This is a genomic window from Nostoc sp. UIC 10890, from assembly GCF_054786515.1.
Genome location: NZ_JBSGKF010000001.1, coordinates 5,145,097 through 5,165,046, shown reverse-complemented (window position 1 = coordinate 5,165,046; position 19,950 = coordinate 5,145,097). Strand labels below are relative to the sequence as shown.

At 44.3% G+C, this 19,950-nt stretch carries 19 protein-coding genes and 1 tRNA gene; 13 read left to right on the top strand and 7 right to left on the bottom strand.

Annotated elements, in window-relative coordinates:
- Positions 1–118 precede the first annotated feature (118 nt).
- The gene (locus tag ACWATR_RS21330; protein WP_460336724.1) at positions 119–1,771 is read right to left on the bottom strand and encodes a mechanosensitive ion channel; all 1,653 of its coding nucleotides are present in this window, start codon (positions 1,769–1,771) and stop codon (positions 119–121) included.
- A 252-nt stretch (positions 1,772–2,023) separates the two neighbouring features.
- Between ACWATR_RS21330 and ACWATR_RS21325 the strand changes: the two genes are divergently transcribed.
- On the top strand, positions 2,024–2,473 hold the full coding sequence (locus ACWATR_RS21325; protein WP_460336721.1) for an SRPBCC family protein: 450 nt from the start codon (positions 2,024–2,026) through the stop codon (positions 2,471–2,473).
- A gap of 133 nt (positions 2,474–2,606) precedes the next feature.
- Here the strand turns inward: ACWATR_RS21325 and ACWATR_RS21320 are convergent, their stop codons facing one another.
- A complete protein-coding gene (locus tag ACWATR_RS21320; protein WP_460336718.1) occupies positions 2,607–3,431 on the bottom strand; it encodes a SirB1 family protein in 825 nt (274 codons plus the stop codon).
- Between the two features lie 699 nt (positions 3,432–4,130).
- Between ACWATR_RS21320 and atpD the strand changes: the two genes are divergently transcribed.
- From atpD to ACWATR_RS21305, 3 genes are all read left to right on the top strand, one after another.
- Positions 4,131–5,579, top strand: coding sequence for a F0F1 ATP synthase subunit beta (gene atpD, locus ACWATR_RS21315; RefSeq protein ID WP_069071044.1), 1,449 nt, complete (start codon positions 4,131–4,133; stop codon positions 5,577–5,579).
- 144 nt (positions 5,580–5,723) lie between these two features.
- Positions 5,724–6,137 carry an ATP synthase F1 subunit epsilon gene (atpC, locus tag ACWATR_RS21310; RefSeq protein ID WP_435023206.1) on the top strand — a complete coding sequence of 138 codons (414 nt, stop codon included), beginning with the start codon at positions 5,724–5,726 and terminating at the stop codon, positions 6,135–6,137.
- Positions 6,138–6,388: 251 nt separating this feature from the next.
- Positions 6,389–8,500: an SPFH domain-containing protein gene (locus ACWATR_RS21305; protein WP_460336713.1), complete on the top strand. Its 2,112-nt coding sequence runs from the start codon at positions 6,389–6,391 to the stop codon at positions 8,498–8,500.
- Between the two features lie 267 nt (positions 8,501–8,767).
- On the opposite strand, the gene ACWATR_RS21300 is transcribed toward ACWATR_RS21305, so the two are convergent.
- Positions 8,768–8,977 carry a hypothetical protein gene (locus ACWATR_RS21300; RefSeq protein WP_460336709.1) on the bottom strand — a complete coding sequence of 70 codons (210 nt, stop codon included), beginning with the start codon at positions 8,975–8,977 and terminating at the stop codon, positions 8,768–8,770.
- A gap of 79 nt (positions 8,978–9,056) precedes the next feature.
- Between ACWATR_RS21300 and ACWATR_RS21295 the strand changes: the two genes are divergently transcribed.
- A complete protein-coding gene (locus ACWATR_RS21295; RefSeq protein ID WP_460336706.1) occupies positions 9,057–10,943 on the top strand; it encodes a protein kinase domain-containing protein in 1,887 nt (628 codons plus the stop codon).
- 10 nt (positions 10,944–10,953) lie between these two features.
- On the opposite strand, the gene ACWATR_RS21290 is transcribed toward ACWATR_RS21295, so the two are convergent.
- Positions 10,954–11,253 (bottom strand): 30S ribosomal protein PSRP-3, encoded by a 300-nt coding sequence (locus tag ACWATR_RS21290; RefSeq protein WP_094333099.1) that lies wholly within the window; start codon positions 11,251–11,253, stop codon positions 10,954–10,956.
- A 137-nt stretch (positions 11,254–11,390) separates the two neighbouring features.
- On the opposite strand from ACWATR_RS21290, the gene ACWATR_RS21285 reads away from it, so the two are divergent.
- The 5 genes from ACWATR_RS21285 (at position 11,391) to ACWATR_RS21265 (ending at position 14,552) form a co-directional block, all read left to right on the top strand.
- Entirely contained in the window at positions 11,391–11,861 is a 471-nt protein-coding gene (locus tag ACWATR_RS21285) for a DUF29 domain-containing protein (protein ID WP_460336701.1), read from the top strand.
- A 44-nt stretch (positions 11,862–11,905) separates the two neighbouring features.
- Entirely contained in the window at positions 11,906–12,721 is an 816-nt protein-coding gene (locus tag ACWATR_RS21280) for a TIGR01548 family HAD-type hydrolase (protein ID WP_460336698.1), read from the top strand.
- A 74-nt stretch (positions 12,722–12,795) separates the two neighbouring features.
- A complete protein-coding gene (locus tag ACWATR_RS21275; protein ID WP_460336695.1) occupies positions 12,796–14,184 on the top strand; it encodes a cytochrome P450 in 1,389 nt (462 codons plus the stop codon).
- A 37-nt stretch (positions 14,185–14,221) separates the two neighbouring features.
- Positions 14,222–14,389: a hypothetical protein gene (locus ACWATR_RS21270; RefSeq protein WP_460336691.1), complete on the top strand. Its 168-nt coding sequence runs from the start codon at positions 14,222–14,224 to the stop codon at positions 14,387–14,389.
- Complete coding sequence (locus ACWATR_RS21265; protein WP_460336688.1) at positions 14,373–14,552, top strand: hypothetical protein; 180 nt, start codon at positions 14,373–14,375, stop codon at positions 14,550–14,552. Before ACWATR_RS21270 ends, ACWATR_RS21265 begins: the two co-directional genes overlap by 17 nt.
- A gap of 53 nt (positions 14,553–14,605) precedes the next feature.
- Here ACWATR_RS21265 and ACWATR_RS21260 read toward each other — a convergent pair whose 3' ends face one another.
- From ACWATR_RS21260 to ruvB, 3 genes are all read right to left on the bottom strand, one after another.
- On the bottom strand, positions 14,606–15,883 hold the full coding sequence (locus ACWATR_RS21260; protein ID WP_460336685.1) for a glycosyltransferase: 1,278 nt from the start codon (positions 15,881–15,883) through the stop codon (positions 14,606–14,608).
- A gap of 86 nt (positions 15,884–15,969) precedes the next feature.
- A complete protein-coding gene (locus tag ACWATR_RS21255; protein ID WP_460336682.1) occupies positions 15,970–16,776 on the bottom strand; it encodes a tetratricopeptide repeat protein in 807 nt (268 codons plus the stop codon).
- Between the two features lie 116 nt (positions 16,777–16,892).
- Positions 16,893–17,993, bottom strand: coding sequence for a Holliday junction branch migration DNA helicase RuvB (gene ruvB / locus ACWATR_RS21250; RefSeq protein ID WP_460336679.1), 1,101 nt, complete (start codon positions 17,991–17,993; stop codon positions 16,893–16,895).
- Between the two features lie 204 nt (positions 17,994–18,197).
- Between ruvB and hisF the strand changes: the two genes are divergently transcribed.
- The 3 genes from hisF (at position 18,198) to ACWATR_RS21235 (ending at position 19,432) form a co-directional block, all read left to right on the top strand.
- On the top strand, positions 18,198–18,971 hold the full coding sequence (hisF, locus tag ACWATR_RS21245) for an imidazole glycerol phosphate synthase subunit HisF (protein ID WP_069071056.1): 774 nt from the start codon (positions 18,198–18,200) through the stop codon (positions 18,969–18,971).
- A 99-nt stretch (positions 18,972–19,070) separates the two neighbouring features.
- Positions 19,071–19,262, top strand: a complete 192-nt coding sequence (locus ACWATR_RS21240; RefSeq protein ID WP_069071057.1) for a hypothetical protein — start codon at positions 19,071–19,073, stop codon at positions 19,260–19,262.
- A gap of 97 nt (positions 19,263–19,359) precedes the next feature.
- Positions 19,360–19,432 (top strand) — tRNA-Ala (locus ACWATR_RS21235).
- Positions 19,433–19,950: the final 518 nt, after the last annotated feature.

Below are 19,950 nucleotides of genomic sequence, written 5' to 3'. Positions count from 1 at the left end.
ATTTAGCTCTAACTTTCAAGCTCTTAGTTAAAATTGCCGATAGATGTTATGCACTATTATTGATGCTTACGGCTGCACTTTCCGAGATTTACAGATGAAGTTGCGCCTTCATCAATTTTTAGTTTCTACCTTTGAAAGAGTTTAGCCATTCTTGAACTTGCTCTCTTGCAATATCGCGCCCTCCCAGACCAAAGGCTAGGGCGATCGCAACTGCGATCGCACCGAGTAAAAGTCCAAAGGCTAAATTCACAATATCACTGGCAACTCCAATCTGTTGCAGTGCCATTGCAGAGACTAAGGTAATGATGGCAATCCGCGCCACTTGTCCCAAAATCTGTGCTTGCCGATCGCCAGAACTGGTAATGATGTTAAAAGCCAGATTTGCTAGGAATAAGCCAATGGCAAAGATCACCAATCCTGCCAAAATCCGCCCGAATATAATCACAATTCCAGACACTAATGCTGTCAGGGCTGGAATATTCAAGATATTCACCGCCGCCACCGTTGCAAACAGCATGATACCCACTAAGGCAACAATACCTGCAATTTCCGATGGAGTGCGAGTTGGGGTAGGTTCAACTGTTGGTTCTGTTGAAATTTCGATTCGTCTAGTGGGTGTTGTCAGACCCAAAATCGTGAAAATGTTATTAAAGCCTAAATTCGTGAGGATACTTGTCACCAAATCTGCAACAAACCGCCCAACAAAATAGGCAACAATCCAAATTGCTATGGCTGTGAAGATTGCAGGTAGGGCGTTGAGAACCTGTTGTAGCATTGCGATCGCAGGCACGGATATCGCAGCAATCCCCAAGGCATTGAGGGCTGCGATCGCCACAGGAATCAAAATCAAAACATAGACAACTGTGCCAAGAATATTCGATAGAGGTTGCACTCCCGCACTTGCAGATAATCCCAACCGACTACCTAAATGATCAATGCCAGTTGTCGCCAGCAAGTTCGTTACAATCCGCCGGACTACATTAGCTATGAACCAGCCAACTACAGCAATTAATATTGCCGCTAAAATGTTTGGCAGAATTAGCAGAACTTCTGTTATTAAAGCTTGTACTGGTTGTAGAGCCTCCCTGAGTCCGAGAGTATCTAAAACTGGTGCGAGAAACAGTAAAAATATAAACCAATACAGAGCATTGCCAATCGTTTCACTTAGAGACAGCTGATTAAGGCTGGGTGCCCTGTCTTCTGGTTCTGGATTCAAACGCTCATCCAGATTGAATGCCTGTAATGAGCGGACAGTGATAATCTTCACAATGGTCGCCAAAAACCAGGCGGCTCCCAAAAGGATTCCCGCACCAACCAACTTTGGCAAAAAGCCAATAAGTTGATTGAGAAAATTATTCAGGGGTCGAGAAGCTATCTCCAGATCCAATGTCTGTAAAACAGCTACCGCCGTCAATAGGATAATGCTCCAAAAGACTAAAGTGGAGATGATTTTCTCCACTTGGGGAACATCTTGACGACCCGTTATCCCAGAGGCAATACGGTTATCTATGTTTGTTCGACTGAGGATTCCTCGCGTCACCGCTGCTGCGATCGCTGCAATTAGCCAACCTACTAGTAAAATTGCTACCGCCCCCAGTAGACGGGGTGTAAACAGAATCAACTGTTGAACAATACCTTGCACATCAGCGATTCCTTGATTCACTGCTGGTTGCACCGGTTGTAGGCTGGGCGACTGTGCTAAAAATTGCTGTCCCCTCATCGATAAACCAATATCTATCAACTGGGTTATTCCCTGCCAAGTTGTGTTCATGGTTTTCCGGTATTAAGGTTTTTAGGTGTTTACCAAAAACACTGGAGATACTTATGAGATGCCTAGAGGGTGTTTGAATGAATAATGTTGCACCCCAGTAAGTTTACTAGTGTTTTGCCTATCAATTTACCAGCAAATTACCCGTAAACTCATTTTATTTATGATTTGGATAAATGCTCAATACTCAATTAATGTGCTGAAAGTGCTTGATTTTGGGTTATTCTAAGTGGAGCAACAGCATAAAAAAGTAGAATGTCCCAAGTTTTGGAACAATCGATTCAAATTAATGCTACAGCTACGGTGGTGGAGCGCTGTATTAGCGATTTAACCCTTATGCACCGCTGGCTAAATCCCATCCTGCGTTGCGAACCTGTGGGCGAAGCTTGGAGTACGGATATCGGCAGTGAAAGTCGTTTTATTATTCAAATTCCTCTACTAAAACCCACCTTGAATAGCGTAGTTGTAGAACGACAACCGGGTTTAGTAGTCTGGGAATTTCAGGGATTTTTTCAAGGACGCGATCGCTGGGAATGTCAACCCATAGAAAAGGGAACGCTCCTACTCAACCGCTTTGAGTACGATATCCCTAACCCATTAGTAAGTTGGGGTTTTAACACCTTTGCCGCATCTTGGACAAAAGCAGATATGCAAGCCCAGCTGCGCCGCCTCAAACGAGTCGCAGAAGAAGAAAATAATTCGTAATTCGTAATTCGTAATTCGTAATTGGGCAGAGGGGCAGAGGGGCAGAGGGGCAGAGGGGAAAAACTTACTGCAACTTCCCCCCTGCTCCCCTGCTCCCCTGCTCCCCTGCTCCCCTGCTCCCCTGCTCCTCAACTCAGCACTTTTCATCCAACTCGATAAGTAGCCGCCGAATCACAGATGCATCCTCGGCATCGGGAACTGTTACTAAATATTTTTGTAAGTCGTCTATGGCTTGGGGGTAGTAACCTAGTTGATAATAAATCAAGCCGCGATCGCGCAATTCTAAAGTTAAACCAGGAAACAGCAATAAAATTCGTTCAACCGCTGCCAGTGTTTTTTCTAACTCTTGCTGTTTGAGGTAAATAAATTTTAAATTTGTCAGTATCCTTGCCAAAAATTGCCGATTACTGACTACGGCTAAAAATTCTGGTTGTAGCGTCACAGGTTGCTGATAAAGTTGAGATAGCCGTTCTTCGCAATCTTGGGCAAATATTATTTCACCGCCATTGAAAGCATCGACAAAAATTTCTATATCTGGAATATCCGGGCGAATGAGGAAATGTCCTGGCATTCCCACACCCACCATCGGAAAATCAATCCGTCGAGCAACCTCTAGGTAAACCAGTGCTAAGGTAATGGGAATCCCCAATCGGCGGTCAATTACATCATTCAAAAAGCTGTTGCGCGGGTCGTAATAGTCAGTTTTATTACCAGAAAACTTTAAATCTTCGTAAAGATACTGATTAATACTTTGAACTATCCGCAGAGGATATCGTGAATCAGGGAGGCGTTCTTGTAACTCCCATGCCATTGTATCAAGGGCATTGAGGTATTCTTCTTGATCTAGCTTGGGATATTCTTCTTGTGCAATATACAAAGCTGCCTTTGCTAAGTCAATGTGCTCGTCAGACTGCTGAATCTCTTGGTAAAAATATTGTCGTGCTGACGAGAAATTCATAAGCTGTTGCTCAGTGAAAGTGTGAAGATGAAGCAAGAGTGGCTTGGCTGAACTGAAAACAGTTTTTTCTACCTATTTTTCTGAAAATTATCTAACTTTTGGACTAATGTTATGGCTGCTTGCAAAAGGGTAGTATTTTTTATGTGTTCATGAACTAATTTTCATAGTTTGTAATATTTTACAGAATGTCTTCTGGCAGGACAGCAGATTTTTGTATGGTTACTTTCTATACATTTGCAAGAATTAAATATTTTTTTATGGGAGAGGTTTCCCTTCTGCCTTCTGCCTCCTTCAACACAGGTACAACTCTCAAGGTAGATGAGGCTCGTTTCGCTGCCATTTAGTCTCAAAGTTACTCAATGCGATCGCCTGGGTTTCCCCTATGAGCAACTGGCGTATGGGATGTAATAACTGTGATTAGCATAGCTAATGATGCGGACATGATACAAAGCCTAGAATTATTCCTAACTGACTTTGAAGCCCGCCGCCTCTGCACCATCCTGACACGGCGTTTTGATTTTGGGTCTTTCCTAGCCTCATCTTAAAACTTACCTTAATTTTGATCCCCAAGCCCCAGTCTTAAGGATCAATTTATGGCGTAGAGTAGGGTCGTTCAGTGCTAATCTGAAAGGTGACATTGCTTAATTTTATGTCTTCTCCGACCGTATCTGAAATATAGCTTCACTCATTAGGCGCAGCATGGTCACAACCGCAGAAAAAACAAACATTGGCTACATTACCCAAATCATTGGCCCAGTTGTAGACGTTAAATTTCCCGGCGGGAAATTGCCACAAATCTACAACGCTTTGAAAATCAAAGGCACCAACGAAGCTGGACAGGAAATCAACATCACCGTTGAAGTACAGCAATTGCTGGGCGACAACCAGGTGAGAACTGTTGCAATGAGTTCCACCGAAGGCTTAGTGCGCGGTTTTGAAGTCACCGATACAGGCGCTCCAATTACCGTACCAGTTGGTAAAGCCACCTTGGGTCGAATTTTCAACGTCCTTGGCGAACCTGTGGACAACAGAGGCCCAGTAAATGCTGAGGCGACTCTACCCATCCACCGTTCTGCTCCCAAATTTACTGACCTGGAAACCAAACCTTCGGTGTTTGAGACTGGGATTAAAGTTGTTGACCTTCTGACTCCCTATCGACGCGGCGGTAAGATTGGTCTGTTCGGCGGTGCTGGTGTTGGTAAGACCGTGATCATGATGGAGTTGATCAACAACATCGCTACCCAGCATGGTGGAGTATCCGTTTTTGCAGGCGTGGGTGAGCGGACTCGTGAAGGTAATGACCTTTACAACGAAATGATTGAGTCTGGGGTTATCAACAATGACAACCTCAACGAATCAAAAATTGCTCTAGTTTACGGTCAAATGAACGAGCCACCCGGAGCCAGAATGCGGGTTGGTCTTTCGGGATTGACAGTAGCAGAGTACTTCCGCGATGTGAACAAGCAGGATGTGCTGTTGTTTATCGACAACATTTTCCGGTTTGTACAAGCAGGTTCGGAAGTATCGGCGCTACTGGGTCGGATGCCCTCAGCGGTAGGATATCAGCCGACATTGGGAACCGACGTGGGTGAACTGCAAGAGCGGATTACCTCAACTACAGAGGGTTCCATTACCTCCATTCAGGCAGTGTACGTACCTGCGGATGACCTCACCGACCCCGCACCTGCTACCACCTTCGCCCACTTGGATGGTACAACAGTACTGTCTCGTGGTTTGGCAGCTAAGGGAATTTATCCCGCAGTTGACCCGCTGAACTCAACTTCCACCATGCTCCAGCCCAACATTGTAGGTGACGAACACTACAATACTGCGCGGGCGGTGCAATCAACTCTGCAACGTTATAAAGAACTCCAAGACATTATCGCCATTCTTGGTCTAGATGAATTGTCTGAAGATGACCGTCTCATCGTAGCGCGGGCCCGGAAAGTTGAGCGTTTCTTGTCTCAGCCATTCTTTGTAGCAGAAGTATTCACCGGTTCTCCTGGTAAGTACGTGAAGTTGGAAGACACCATCAAAGGGTTCCAAAAGATTCTGTCTGGTGAGTTGGATGATCTGCCAGAACAGGCTTTCTACTTGGTTGGTGACATCAACGAAGCGATCGCTAAAGCTGCAAAAATCAAAGGTTAGTCATTAGTCGTTGGTCATTGGTCATTGGTCATTGGTCATTAGTCATTAGTCATTAGTTCAAGTGCTAATGACTAATGGCAATTACAAATGACAAAAGACAAAAGACAAAGGACATAAAGACAACAGACAAAGGACAAAAGACAAATGACATTAACCGTTCGTGTAATTTCCCCAGACAAAACAGTATGGGATGCCCCAGCTGAAGAAGTAGTTTTGCCTAGCACTACTGGTCAACTAGGTATTTTAACTGGACACGCACCACTTTTGACCGCCCTGGATACTGGTGTAATGCGAGTCCGCGCCGCTAAAAATCAGAATTGGCAAGCGATCGCTCTTTTGGGCGGTTTTGCCGAAGTCGAAGAAAATGAAGTGACAATTCTGGTTAATGGCGCTGAACGTGGCGACAAAATTAACCTTGATGAAGCCCGTACTGCTTACAACCAAGCAGAAGCGCGTCTGAATCAAGTTACAGGAGACGATCGCCAAGCCCAAATCCAGGCAAACCAAGCCTTCAAACGTGCCCGCGCTCGGTTTCAAGCCGCTGGCGGTTTGGTCTAATTTAACTTTATATTTCCACTTTGTAGGTTGGATATTGCCCAACCTACAAAATATTTATTAAAGAGAACTCAGAATTCAGGAGTCAGAATTCAGGAGTCAGAATCAAGACGCTCGATAGCTACGCGCAAAGCGAATCCTTTCTGACTCCTTATTTATTAACTTTTAAAAAAATTACGTCAAGTTTAAGAAATCGAGGTCAGCCTTGCTGAAGTGTTAACTTAACTAATTAGTTGCCCAAATGGGCACAAATTATGAAAAGCTTTTCATCTTTGCTTGGTACTCGTAAACAAAATAAGGTAGCTCTTTTTGCAGCATCTATCGTAGCAACATTAGCGATGGCTAGTAGTATTAATTCTGCTAATGCTACTACCGTAAAAATAACTACTGCAAAAGAAATTACTTCGGCAACTGTCCAGCGAAATCAGACCAAACCAAATATTGCCCAATTACAAATTAGCAGGAATCAATATCAAGCTGCTGGAATTGATCCTTTTGTAATGGTTCCCATCGTCCTTGTGGGCGGTTTCATCATATTCGTCCCCCTTTTCTTTGGCGGACTTGTAGTCATTGGTGAACGCGAAGTAGGTATTGTAGTTAGGAAATTTACCCTTTCCGGGCGTGGACTCCCCGCCGGCAGTTTGATTGCCCTCAACGCGGAAGCTGGCTTACAGGCAGATACTTTAGCTCCTGGTTGGCACTGGGGCTATTGGCCTTGGCAGTATTCTGTAAAAAAAGAGACGGTAATTGTCGTTCCCCAAGGGGAAATCGCTTTAATTGTGGCAGCAGATGGCGCATCCAACCCCCCAGAGCGGATTTTGGGTAAAATCGTAGATTGTGACAACTTCCAAGATGCTCGGAAATTCCTTACCCAAGGCGGGGAAAAAGGGCGGCAAATGGGTTTTCTCACCGCAGGTACGTACCGGATCAACACTGCCCTATTTAAAGTCATCATGGCATCAAATGCCAGCGCTCATGGCATGACTCCAGAACAGTTGCGGGTATACAGTCTGGCATCGGACAAAGTTGGCATCGTCACTACCTTAGATGGTTTGCCAATCTCTGCCGGTGAACTTGCAGGCCCCACAATTGACGGACACGACAACTTCCAAAATGGTCAGAAATTTATTAATGGCGGAGGGCGGAGAGGCTTACAAGAGCAAACGTTGCTTTCTGGTTCTTGGAACTTGAACCCTTGGTTTGTCCAAGTTGAACAAGTGCCGATGACGGAAATTCCCATTGGGTATGTGGGTGTGGTAATTTCTTTCGTGGGTAAGGCACATCAAGATGTCAGCGGTGCAGCTTTCACCCACGGTAACTTGGTTAATCAGGGACATAAGGGCGTATGGGTCGAACCGCTATATCCTGGTAAGCACCCGATTAATTCCCGGATCATGAAGATGGAACTAGTGCCAACGACCAACATTGTCTTAAACTGGTCAGGTCGCACCGAACGTCACAGCTATGATGCTCAACTAGCTTCCTTGACAGTGCGATCGCGTGATGGGTTTGCTTTTGATTTAGAAGTAGCGCAAATTATCCATGTGGGTGCTTTAGATGCGCCGAAGGTAATTTCTCGTGTAGGTGCAATGCAAAATCTGGTAGACCATGTATTGGAACCTACCATCGGTAATTATTTCCGCAACTCAGCCCAAGACTATACTGTATTAGACTTTCTGACCGCTCGGAGCGAACGACAATCTGAGGCTGCTGAGTATATAAAAACAGCATTGCGGGCTTATGACGTGCAAGCGATCGATACCCTCATTGGTGATATTCAGCCACCAGCGTCGTTAATGCAGACACAGACAGACCGGAAAATTGCCGAAGAAGAACGCAAGACTTATGAAGTCCAGCAGATGGCGCAAACCCAACGGCAGCAACTTGTCCGGGAAACGGCACTGGCTAATATCCAGCAAGAAATGGTGAAATCGGAGCAGAGTGTACATATTGCCGATCTAAAAGCCCAAGCCCAAATCAAAGAGGCAAATGGTGAAGCCGAGGGGACAAAACTCCGGGCAATTGCTGAGGCTGAAGGTATTCGTGCTACAGGTAACGCCAAAGCTGAAACCTATCGCGCTGGTGTGGAAGCTTTGGGGTCACAAGGTTATACAGCAATGCAACTGATGCAGATTATCGGCGATCGCAATGTCCGCTTGATACCAGATGTCTTAGTTGGCAGCAACGGTAGCAATAACGGCTTAGTAGATGGGCTACTATCCATGATTTTATGGAATCAAACTGGTAAGGGGGAATTGACACCAACACCTTTGCATCCACAACCAGTAGTTACTAAAGCACAACCAACCACAGAAAACGGTATTCCACCGATAGTTGTGAATTTTCCGGCGGATAAGTCAACTTAACGTTAAAAGGGCGGTTATAAATCCGATTCGCAATTCGCAATGGGCTAACGCCCCCTCCGCTAACGCAATTAAACTCAGCCCAATACTAGGGGTGGGGTTTTTACCTACCTTGAGATACAAGGATTTTTTCGCCCACAACGAGCGTTAGCGTAGCGGCACGAAGTACGGTTTTGAACCTTTACTTTTTTGATAAACTGCGTCTATACAGGCAAAACCCACCTCGGTGGGTTTCAAACCCTCAATTTTCCTTAGTCCGCAAAGGCGGACTTATACCATTTCACGAAAATCTGGATACATGTCTCGTTCCCAGTCTCCGCCTGGGAATGCCATCTTAGAGGCTCCGCCTCCCTTGCTGGCGGCAGAGCCGCCAAGAGCAGCATTTCCAGCCCAGAGGCTGGAAACGAGATTTGAAAAGACTTTTAACTTAAGTTGACACCAATGAGCACTGCTAAACCCTTGCCCACGTATTTGTATCATTATTAAAGTGAAATGGTATTAGTTTGTGTAGCCGCGAATTCTATTCGCTCTGGCTACCTGTAACTCTGGCGGATAAATTTTGCTTTTACAAGAACGTTATCGTTTACTCAAGCAGATTGGTAAAGGGGGATTCTGTAAAACTTTCCTTGCTGTTGATGAAGGTCAGTTTCCGCCAGTTCCTTGCGTTGTTCAAGAATTATCGCTGAAATACGAAACATTGGAAACTTTTCAGCAAAAGGCACAAAAGCTAGAGGAATTAGGAAAGCATCCCCAAATTCCCACCTTATTAACTTATTTTCAACAGAAAGGGCATTTTTATTTAGTGCAGGAGTTTATTGCAGGCACTAATTTAGCTCAGGTGGTTGAAGAAGAAGGCGCTTTTAATGAGACTCAGATTTGGCAACTGTTAGAAGATTTGTTGCCAGTTTTGCAGTTTATTAGCGATGCCTGCGGCGGGCTACGCCTACGCCACATCATCCACCGCGATATTAAACCCCACAATATCATCCGTAGATCCCCAATTACCAAAAAGGGAAATTTCGTTATAGTTGATTTTAGCACTGCGAAAATTGTCACAGAAATCGATCAGCTAACATTTGAAACTAGTATCGGCAGTCCAGAATACGCTGCACCAGAACAAATAAAGGGGAAAGCCGTTTTTGCTAGTGATTTATATAGCTTGGGTGTAACTTGTATTTACTTACTTACCCAGATTCCTCCCTTTGATTTATTTGATATTGCAAATGATTGCTGGGTTTGGCGAGATTATCTTACTAGTAAGATAAGCGATCGCTTGGCACAAATCCTCGACAAGTTGCTGCAAAATGCTGTTGACCAGCGCTTTCAATCGGCTGATGAAGTTATGCAAGCAATGGGTATCGAATATAAAACTCAAAATTTGAAATTACCAAATCCTCCTTGGCGATGTTTGCATACCCTAACTGGGCATTCTGGGACATTGAGTAGTGTGAATGACCTTGCCATCAGTCCCGACAGTTACACTTTAGCCAGTGCTAGTGATGACAAAAACATCAAATTGTGGGATTTAAATACCAAAAAAGTCCTAGCTAGGTTATCAGGACATTCCCAAGCCGTAAAATCAGTTACCTTCAGTCCTGATGGTCAAATTTTGGCAACTGCTAGCGACGATAAAACAATTAAATTATGGGAGGTTGAGACATTAAAAGAAATCTGCACCCTATTGGGACACTCACACGCTGTAAAATCAGTTGCTTTCAGTCCAGATGGGCAGATTCTCGCTAGTGGTAGTTGGGATAAGACAGTTAAACTTTGGGATGTCAATACTGGCAGAGAAATTTGCACCATAACTGGACACCAATTACAGGTAAATTCAGTAGCATTTAGTCCCCAAGGACAGCTTTTAGCCAGTGCTAGTTATGACAGAACAATTCGCCTGTGGCAGATATCTGCATTAGGAAGAGGCAGGGGAGCAGGGAGCAGGGAGCAGGGGGATATGAATAGTATTGAGTTAAAAAACTATCCACAAGGGGCGGAGAACATTTCCCTTTTCTCCCTGCCCTCTGCCCCCTGCCCTGTTGAAAACCGCCCATGCTATAGCTTTTTAGGCACCCTTTCGGGTCATGCATGGGCGGTTTTGACAGTCGCTTTTAGTCCCGATGGGAAAATTTTGGCGACGGGTAGTGATGATAACACTATTAAATTGTGGGAGGTAAACACAGGTCAGCTAATTTGCACACTTGTAGGCCATTCTTGGTCTGTGGTGGCTGTGGCTTTTACTGCCGATGGCGAAACGCTCCTAAGTGCAAGTTGCGACAAAACAGTTAAACTTTGGAGGGTAAGCACAGCAGAAGAGATTGTTACTCTCTCTGGTCATGTAGACTCAGTATCTGCTGTTGCTATGAGCAAAGTTACACAATTAATTGCAAGCGGCAGCCGGGACAAGACTATCAAACTGTGGCAGCTTGTAGAACAGGACAATAGCTAATTTTGTAATATCAGGCGCTACCTGTGAAGGCAACTTCTGGAAATTTCAACTGAGCTTCTGCCATTGGACGGTTTCTGCCTTCCTCTTGCCAGTAGTTAATCACTTCTGTTGCTTTGTTAAGCAACTCAACACGATCCAGGTCAGTAATCCAATGTTTGGACTCTAATTCCTTTTTTAACTCTTCCCAGGCATCATTTCTGGGCCAAAAAAAGTACTTAGTCAAGGGACTGGTGCCTTTGCCTACAACTTGATCCACTGCTAGAGCAACGTTCTCGTCTAACCACAGAATTTTCAAAATAAACTTGGTCAATCACACCTCCGGGAATTTCCGGGCATTATTTAACTAGGATAGCGATCGCTTATTTTAACGCAATACCCTATCAAATGACCAAACAGTGATTGGATTGGGCTAGCATAAGGTGTAGTCGGCGCTAACTAAAGATGCTTATGACTGCCCAACTGCCCCAATCTCAAACAACATCTGGTTCAGATTTGTATGAGCAAGATTTTTACCTGTGGATTCAAACCACAGCAGAACTGCTCAAACAAGGTCGGCTCACAGAACTGGATTTGGAGAATTTGATTGAAGAAATTGAAACAATGGGCAGGAGTGAAAAGAAAGCACTTAGAAGCAACTTGGAAGTGGTGCTAATGCACCTATTGAAGTATAAATATCAAGCCGAGAAGCGCTCTGGTAGTTGGCGAGCAACAATTCGGGAGCATCGCAAACGCATTAGACAAGCTCTAGAAGAAAGTCCTAGCCTCAAACCATATTTTGATGAGGTTTTTAGGCTATGTTATGACGATGCTAGACTCTTGGCTGCCGATGAAACTGAATTGCATTTGGCTACCTTCCCCGAACAATCTCCCTTCACGCCAGAGCAATCCCTCGACCCCGATTTTTTACCTGAGTCATGATTTCACGTTTTATGATGATGTAAAACTCTTTTGCTTCCTACCCCATGACTCAACCAACTTCTGTAAAAGCGATCGTTATTTTCGATATTGATGGCGTTGTGCGCGATGTTAGCGGTTCCTATCGCCGGGCGATCGCAGATACGGTAGAATATTTTACTACCCAAGCATATCGTCCAACCCCACTAGATATTGACCAACTGAAGTCTGAAGGCGTGTGGAATAACGATTGGGAAGCATCGCAGGAATTAATTTACCGCTACTTTGAAACTCAACAACAGAGCCGTGAGCAACTGCAACTAGATTATGGTGCGATCGTTGCTTTTTTTCAATCCCGTTACCGCGGCCCTGACCCAAATAATTTTACAGGGTATATCTGTAATGAACCTTTATTATTGCAACCTAGCTATTTAGAACAACTTACCGAAGCTGGGATTGCTTGGGGATTTTTTAGCGGTGCAACTCGTGCTTCCGCTAACTACGTATTAGAAAAACGCCTGGGTTTGGCATCTCCAGTGTTGATTGCGATGGAAGATGCACCAGGGAAACCTGACCCTACGGGACTTTTCGCTACAGTTCGTGAGTTAGAAAATGGAATTGAGGAAAGATTAGCGATCGTGTATGTAGGAGATACGGTAGCAGATATGTATACCGTTGAGAAAGCGCGGAGTCTAGATTCTACTCGCACTTGGCTTGGTGTAGGCGTTTTACCTCCCCATGTCCAGGAAACAGCAGCGCGTAGTGATGCTTATAATGAGACATTGATAGCAGCAGGAGCAGCAGTAGTTTTACCTAATGTGCAAGAATTAACCCCAAGACAGATTCAAAAATTGGTCAGTTCATCTCCCCAATCTGTGTTCTAAGATTAATCAAGCTACGGGTGTATGAATGACTGACTGATAACAATCTTGCTTTAATCATTGGGAGATTAATAGAAATGTCTGCACTTAAACTGCCTAACGGCCCTCAAACTCACCCTTGGGTACAGACGTATCAATGGCTTACTAATCCCTTAGAATACATCGAAGACTGTGCTAAACGCTATGGTGATATCTTCACTCTTCAGCTAGGACAAAATGTTGCTCCTCAAGTTTTCATTAGCAATCCTCAAGCGATTGGGCAAATTTTTACTACAGATCCAAAACAGTTAGACTCCGGTGAATCAGCAGGTATTCAAGCGCCTTTATTAGGACGCCAATCACTACTAGCGCTGGAAGGAAAGCCTCATCAGCGACAACGAAAGCTATTGACACCACCTTTACATGGGGAACGAATGCTAGCTTATGGTGAATTAATCTGCAATATCACTGAGCAAGTAACTAATCAGTGGCAGGTTGGAGAAACCTTTGCAGTTATGCCATCAATGCAAGCAATCTCTTTCCAAGTAATTTTGAAAGCTGTATTTGGTCTAGAAGATGGGCCACGTTACGACAAACTTTATGAACTCCTGATTGCAATCCTGAATCCCAAAATCCCTATCTTAAGAACAGTTCTACTTCTTTTCCCATCACTGCGACAGGATTTAGGAGCGTGGAGTCCTTGGGGGAAATACTTGCGTTTACGGCAGCAAATTGATGAACTTATCTATGCCCAGATTCGCGATCGCAAAGCACAACCTGATCCATCTCGGACTGATATTCTATCTTTGATGATGGCTGCTCGTGATGAGGCGGGAGAGCCGATGACAGACTTGGAATTACGTGATGAACTGATGACCCTATTAGTAGCGGGTCACGAAACTACTGCAACTTCCTTATCATGGGCACTTTATTGGATTCATCATCAGCCCCAGGTGCGGGAAAAACTGCTGCAAGAATTAGATAAGTTGGGTGAACAACCAGACCCAAATGCCATTTTCCGATTGCCTTATTTGAATGCTGTCTGTTCTGAAACCCTACGCCTTTACCCAGTAGCGGTATCGGGACTAAATCGATTGGTCAAATCACCGCTACAAATTGGGGAATATAACTTTGAACCTGGGACTTTGATCATTCCCTCTATTTATTTGACCCATCATCGAGAAGATTTATATCCAGAGTCGAAGCAATTTAAGCCAGAGCGTTTTCTGGAACGGCAATTTTCTCCTTATGAGTATTTACCCTTTGGTGGCGGGAACCGTCGCTGTATTGGAATGGCATTTGCCTTGTTTGAGATGAAACTGGTGTTGGCAAAAGTACTGTCTCTCTGGGAAATGGAACTGGCTGATAGCAAACCAGTGCAGCCAGTACGTAAGGGTTTGCTATTTAGCCCAGCAGGTGGCGTAAAGATGGTGGTGACTGGGAAACGCCAGCAAAATCAGGTAGTTCGAGAAACTAGTTTTGTTTAGAAAGTTTGAGAATGCGATCGCCAGGGAGGCATTTACCATGAAAGATGTTGCAAGTTTAGTAGATGAAATTATTACAGGAAAAGGTTATATCCTGATTCCTGAAGTGTTAAATCCAACACAGGCATTGGAAGCGCGATCGCTTGTTCTCCAACTAGCCGAGAAGGAGAAACTGCAAGGAAAAGTTTTGCTTGACGATCCTTGGTAACTATGCTCCTAAGTATGTTCGTCCTCTTGAAAACCCGTTGCATGATATGCAGCAGGAAGTTTTAGATCGTGCCAGCCCTAAACTAAAACAGTTACTAGGATTAGAATTTAAGTCGGCTCTTTTTGAAGATGTCCAAAAAATCCGTTCTGGAAATTGGAATTAAATGGCCATCAGCTACAGAATAGATCATCTTGCCCACATGAAAGCTATTCATTGCTATGTTTCAGTTAAGACAGGCTTTCCTGTAAATATTACTTGTTCAATAATATCAGCGGCCCGACCAACCCCCCCTGCTTTCTGAATCGCCTGTTGTAACCTAACTGCATTCTTCTTATATGAATCTTCCGTTAGCACCTTTTCTATAGCAGTTTGCAATCGGGGAACATTCAATCGGGCTAGGGGAATCATTTCACCAGCACCAGCCCAAACTAAACGTGCTGCTACACCTGGTTGATCGTTGGTAATTGGTATTGCCACCATCGGCACTGCATTACTCAAAGATTCTAAAGTGGTATTCATGCCAGCATGGGTAATGGTGAGAGTAGCTTTTTGCAGCAATTCCAGTTGGGGTGCATAAGCAACAACCAGTGGATTTCCGGGCAGCCCTTGTAGAGACTCTGGAGTTGCAGAACCACCTAAAGAAATAACTAATTGAGCATCTAACTCTTTACAAGCTTCGGCAAAAAATTTGAAAATTTTCAATAGGCGATTTTGTACAGTCCCCATTGAGGCATAAATTAACGGTTGCCCAGTCAATTTTTCAAAGGGGAAAGATACGGGTTCCCTTGTGACTGTGTTATGGTATGGCCCTGTGAAATGGAAACTATTAGGTAAATTCTTTCTTGGAAATTCCAAATCGGCAGGCTGTTGGCTGATCTGAGCTAGTTGAGAGTAGTAGTCGTTGGCACTAAAATGAGGGGCTAACTTCCATTCTCGGCGATACTCATCTATTACCTCCCGGATTGGTTGCCTAACATAGTTTAACAATTCATAACCTGCTCTGTTGCGTAAAAATGCCCACCAGGTAGAGCTATAGCTCCAAGATGTGTTAAAAGGTGGAACGCTGAGATCCCGATTAATCATCATGGCGTTGCACACACTGACAAAGGGGATGCCTAAGAACTCTGCAATTGTTCCTCCTTCGGGTGAAACCTGATCTACTAGCAATGCCTCTACCCCAGCTTCTTTAAGGGCTTGTGGAGCTTCCCTAAGAAACATAGCTGCCATGTTCTGTATCCAAGCTATCGTATACCGCAGGGCAGCTAATCCACTAAGTTCTCCTAATTGGCCAAACAATTGCGCCATCACTCCACGGGGAAACTCAGACTCGCCAATTGCCCAAAATTCTAATCCAGCCGCTAGTGTCTTAGATTGAGCGTCAAGTATACCGAATAGGGTGACACGATGACCACGTTTTTTAAGTTCGTACCCTAGCGTGGTCATGGGGTTAAGATGACCAGTTGCTGCTGGGCAGATCAGTCCAAAATGAGTCATAATTCCTGTTTCTGCATATTTACAATGATGTATACCAGAAAACAGGTATATAGGCAAAGAAAAAATTTTTGCTGAGTTACAAATGCCTACTGGATTTTTAAGAACTTATCCAAAGCTGTAACTAGGCTGGGAGGCCAACGGCGGATATTTTTTACCCAGTCGATATCTTTGTAGCGGCTATCAAGTCCATAAGCTGCAACCCAGTTGCTTTCGGCTTCACCTTGTTCTCCATTTACCCAATATGCAGCTGTGAGGGCGGCACGCACATCAGCAAATTTGGAGTATTTACGGGCGATATTTCGCATCTCGCGGATTGCTTGCTCTTTTTGACCTGTTTCATAAAGAGCAAGGGCATAGTTTGCACGGGCGAAGGCAAAATTTGGGGCTATCTCATTAGATTTTTTGTAGTCTGCGATCGCATCTTCCCATTTTCCTAAACCTGTTTTGGCATTACCGCGATTGTTATATGCCATCGCATCATTAGGATCGAGTTCTAAGACATGATTATAATCTGCGATCGCATCGTCCCATTTTCCCAACCCTTCCAATGCCGCACCCCGATTTAAATATGGATCGGTGACATTCGGCGCTAATTCAATAGCTTTGTTATAATCTGCCAGCGCTTCTTGTAACTTATTCTGACTCACCCGCGAATTTCCCCGGTTACTCCACGCCCCCGCATTAGTGGGAAATTCGTCAATAATTTTTGTCCAGTAAGTTTCAGCCGTCGCAAAATCACCTTGATTCGTCGCTGTAAATGCTTGATTTGCCCACTCATCACCTTGTTTTAACTGTTCTTCAGTAATGTTGGGCGGTTGAGATTGTGCCATAACTGGAGTACCCCAGCCAAACACAAGTAACAGACTGAGAACAATACCAATCAATTTAATCATCTAGGTTTACCTAATTTGTTCTTTGTCATTTGTCATTTGTCATTTGTCATTGAGCATGGGGCAGAGGAATGGAGTTCAAAGGCTCATTTACGAGTATCAATGCCCAATGCCCATAATTACAATAATGACAACTGTTCATTAGGCGGCGTGAATCCCAAATGCTTGTATGCTGCCTTAGTCGCCATTCTGCCACGATGAGTCCGAGTTAAATACCCAATTTGCATGAGGTAAGGTTCGTATACCTCTTCAATGGTTTGGGTATCTTCACCCGTCGTTGCTGCCATTGTTTCTAACCCCACTGGCCCGCCGTTAAATTGTTCAATTATCACACTCAGCATTTGGCGATCTGTCCAATCTAAACCGCAGGGATCTACTTGAAATAGTTGCAATGCCTCAGATGCAATACTTTCACTAATCTCACCAGATATTTTTACTTCCGCATAATCACGTACTCTTTTTAGTAGCCTATTGGCAATCCGTGGCGTTCCGCGTGACCGACGAGCAATTTCTGCGGCACCATCTTCTGTAACGGGGGTTTTAAGTAATTGAGCAGTTCGCAGTACAATTTTAGTCAGTTCGTCAACTTCGTAAAATCGCAGTTTTTGAATTAAACCGAAGCGATCGCGCAGTGGTGAAGTTAAAGCACCTACACGCGTTGTAGCCCCTACTAAGGTAAACTTTGACAGCGGCAAACTTCTAATACGAGCGCTGGAACCCTTCCCAATAGTAATATCTAAGCGATAATCTTCCATCGCCGGATAGAGAATTTCTTCTGTCATCCGCGAGAGGCGATGAATTTCATCCACAAATAAAATATCCCCTGGCTTAAGATTTACCAGTAGCCCGACAATATCTCGTGGACGTTCTAGGGCTGGCGCACTGGTAATTTTGTAATTTACCCCCATTTCCGATGCTAAAATCATTGCCATTGTGGTTTTACCCAATCCCGGCGGCCCATACAGCAGCAAGTGATCCAGTACCTCACCACGAGACTTGGCCGCTTTGATGGCAATATCTAGCACATCCTTTAAATCTTTTTGCCCAATGTAATCGGCAAATCGCTGCGGTCGAATACCCTCTTCTTGCTTATCTTCTTCATCAATAGCAGCTTCAGGTTGCAAAATATTGTCTGTGGATGGTGCTTTCGCCGACTCTCGACGCTGCTTTGGTTCTCCGTTGGGTTCTGGAGGCTGTTTTTTCGAGGATATTATCGCCATAATTTCAGCTATCTACTTTTAAGGGACTAGGGAGTGGGAGTGGGGGCAGGGAGCAGGGAGCAGGGAGCAGGGAGCAGGGGAGGTAGGGGAACAAAGAAGAACCAATGCCCAATGCCCCATTTCTGTGAAAATTTTCGTTTGGAAATACCCGCGCCAATTTAAAATTTAAATTCCGGTCAATTACCCAGAAGTACAAAAGTTATTATGTTATCTAAAAGAATCTTACCGTGCTTAGATGTGAAGGCGGGACGGGTTGTAAAAGGAGTTAACTTTGTCAATCTCCAAGATGCAGGCGATCCGGTAGAGCTGGCCAAGGTTTACAACGAAGCCGGTGCTGATGAGTTAGTATTTCTGGATATTACAGCTACTCATGAAGACCGAGCTACAATTTTAGATGTGGTCTACCGAACTGCTGAACAGGTCTTTATTCCATTGACTGTGGGTGGTGGTATCCAATCCTTAGAAAATGTTAAAGCTTTGTTACGAGCGGGCGCAGATAAGGTTAGTATTAATTCTGCGGCGGTGCGTGATCCAGACTTGATTAATCGGGCCAGCGATCGCTTTGGTAATCAGTGCATAGTTGTTGCTATTGATGCCAGACGCAGAAATAACCCGGAAAATCCAGGTTGGGATGTGTATGTGCGGGGTGGCAGGGAAAACACAGGCTTAGATGCTCTACTTTGGGCACAAGAAGTTGAAAAACGGGGGGCCGGAGAACTGCTAGTTACAAGTATGGATGCTGATGGAACCCAAGCTGGGTATGACATCGAGATTACACGGGCGATCGCCGATGCTGTAGAAATTCCAGTCATTGCTTCTGGTGGTGCAGGTAATTGTGAACATATCTACACTGCCCTAACTGAAGGCAAAGCGGAAGCGGCATTACTCGCATCCCTGTTACATTACGGACAATTAAGCGTAGCAGAAATTAAGAATTACTTGCGCGATCGCAATGTGCCAGTCAGACTAATCTCCTGAACCTCCATTTAGCATTTAATGACATCTATCTGAGGTTAGACACACTTCCCTGAAAGGGTGTTAATATTATTTTACAAGTATTAACAAATATTAAAAAATATGTTGCTTCCTATTTTACTTTTTGATGTAGCCCTGGTAGCGTGGTCGCTGCACTTAATGGAAAGAGCCTATGAGAGTAAAGAATTTTCTCTCATGTTGGCTGGTACATTAGTTGCTCTGGCTGCTGCTGCCATGTTAGTAGTTTACTTTTTGATGGGGCACTGTATGACCTATTTGTTGCAAGTGTCGTAGCGAGTGTTAGGTGGTTGATGAGATATTTAAAATTTAGTTTCCATAAAAAGCTTGACAAAGTACTAATAATTAAGCCATTATGTATAATGGATTTTAAGGGGTTATAGCGCAGTTGGTAGCGCACCTCAATGGCATTGAGGGGGTCAGCGGTTCGAATCCGCTTAGCTCCATTCTTCACACCTTAAACCTCTCCCTTAATTGATGAAAGTGGAAGCATAAGTTTTCTGTAAGAGAAAGCTTATACTTGCAATTTTTGACTTGACAAAAATGCTATAAAGTCATAACTACTTTGTTATATGATCTCCGTTATATGATCTCCGCTAAATCACCCATAATAAACAGCTTGTAGTGGGGACTTCAGTCCCCAAAGCCAGGACTAAAGTCTTACTACGAACATTTTTATTGAGCTTGATTAACTCTGACTTTTCACGTTATGTGGAGAAGTCCACGAAAAACCTAACCCCCTTCCCTATGCGGGAAGGGGGAAATTCAAAGTCTCTCTCTTTCTAAGAGCTACGTGTACACACAAGTCCTAAAAACCTAGCTTGATAAGCATTTCCTCGTTCCTCGTTCCCAGTCTCCGACTGGGAATGCATTCATTGAGTCTCTGACTCTAATATCTGATTAGAGGCAGCAGCCCCTAATCAAGCATTCCTATGCTCTGCATAGGAACGAGATAAACGAGAGA

Coding starts and splice junctions, on each gene's coding strand:
- ACWATR_RS21260 (WP_460336685.1), bottom strand. CDS start 15,883: ATGACTCATTTTGGACTGATCTGCCCAGCAGCAACTGGTCATCTTAAC.
- ruvB (WP_460336679.1), bottom strand. CDS start 17,993: ATGGCGATAATATCCTCGAAAAAACAGCCTCCAGAACCCAACGGAGAA.
- ACWATR_RS21280 (WP_460336698.1), top strand. CDS start 11,906: ATGACTCAACCAACTTCTGTAAAAGCGATCGTTATTTTCGATATTGAT.
- ACWATR_RS21320 (WP_460336718.1), bottom strand. CDS start 3,431: ATGAATTTCTCGTCAGCACGACAATATTTTTACCAAGAGATTCAGCAG.
- ACWATR_RS21270 (WP_460336691.1), top strand. CDS start 14,222: ATGAAAGATGTTGCAAGTTTAGTAGATGAAATTATTACAGGAAAAGGT.
- ACWATR_RS21300 (WP_460336709.1), bottom strand. CDS start 8,977: ATGATACAAATACGTGGGCAAGGGTTTAGCAGTGCTCATTGGTGTCAA.
- ACWATR_RS21240 (WP_069071057.1), top strand. CDS start 19,071: ATGTTGCTTCCTATTTTACTTTTTGATGTAGCCCTGGTAGCGTGGTCG.
- ACWATR_RS21255 (WP_460336682.1), bottom strand. CDS start 16,776: ATGATTAAATTGATTGGTATTGTTCTCAGTCTGTTACTTGTGTTTGGC.
- ACWATR_RS21275 (WP_460336695.1), top strand. CDS start 12,796: ATGTCTGCACTTAAACTGCCTAACGGCCCTCAAACTCACCCTTGGGTA.
- ACWATR_RS21285 (WP_460336701.1), top strand. CDS start 11,391: ATGACTGCCCAACTGCCCCAATCTCAAACAACATCTGGTTCAGATTTG.
- ACWATR_RS21305 (WP_460336713.1), top strand. CDS start 6,389: ATGAAAAGCTTTTCATCTTTGCTTGGTACTCGTAAACAAAATAAGGTA.
- ACWATR_RS21330 (WP_460336724.1), bottom strand. CDS start 1,771: ATGAACACAACTTGGCAGGGAATAACCCAGTTGATAGATATTGGTTTA.
- hisF (WP_069071056.1), top strand. CDS start 18,198: ATGTTATCTAAAAGAATCTTACCGTGCTTAGATGTGAAGGCGGGACGG.
- ACWATR_RS21325 (WP_460336721.1), top strand. CDS start 2,024: ATGTCCCAAGTTTTGGAACAATCGATTCAAATTAATGCTACAGCTACG.
- atpC (WP_435023206.1), top strand. CDS start 5,724: ATGACATTAACCGTTCGTGTAATTTCCCCAGACAAAACAGTATGGGAT.
- atpD (WP_069071044.1), top strand. CDS start 4,131: ATGGTCACAACCGCAGAAAAAACAAACATTGGCTACATTACCCAAATC.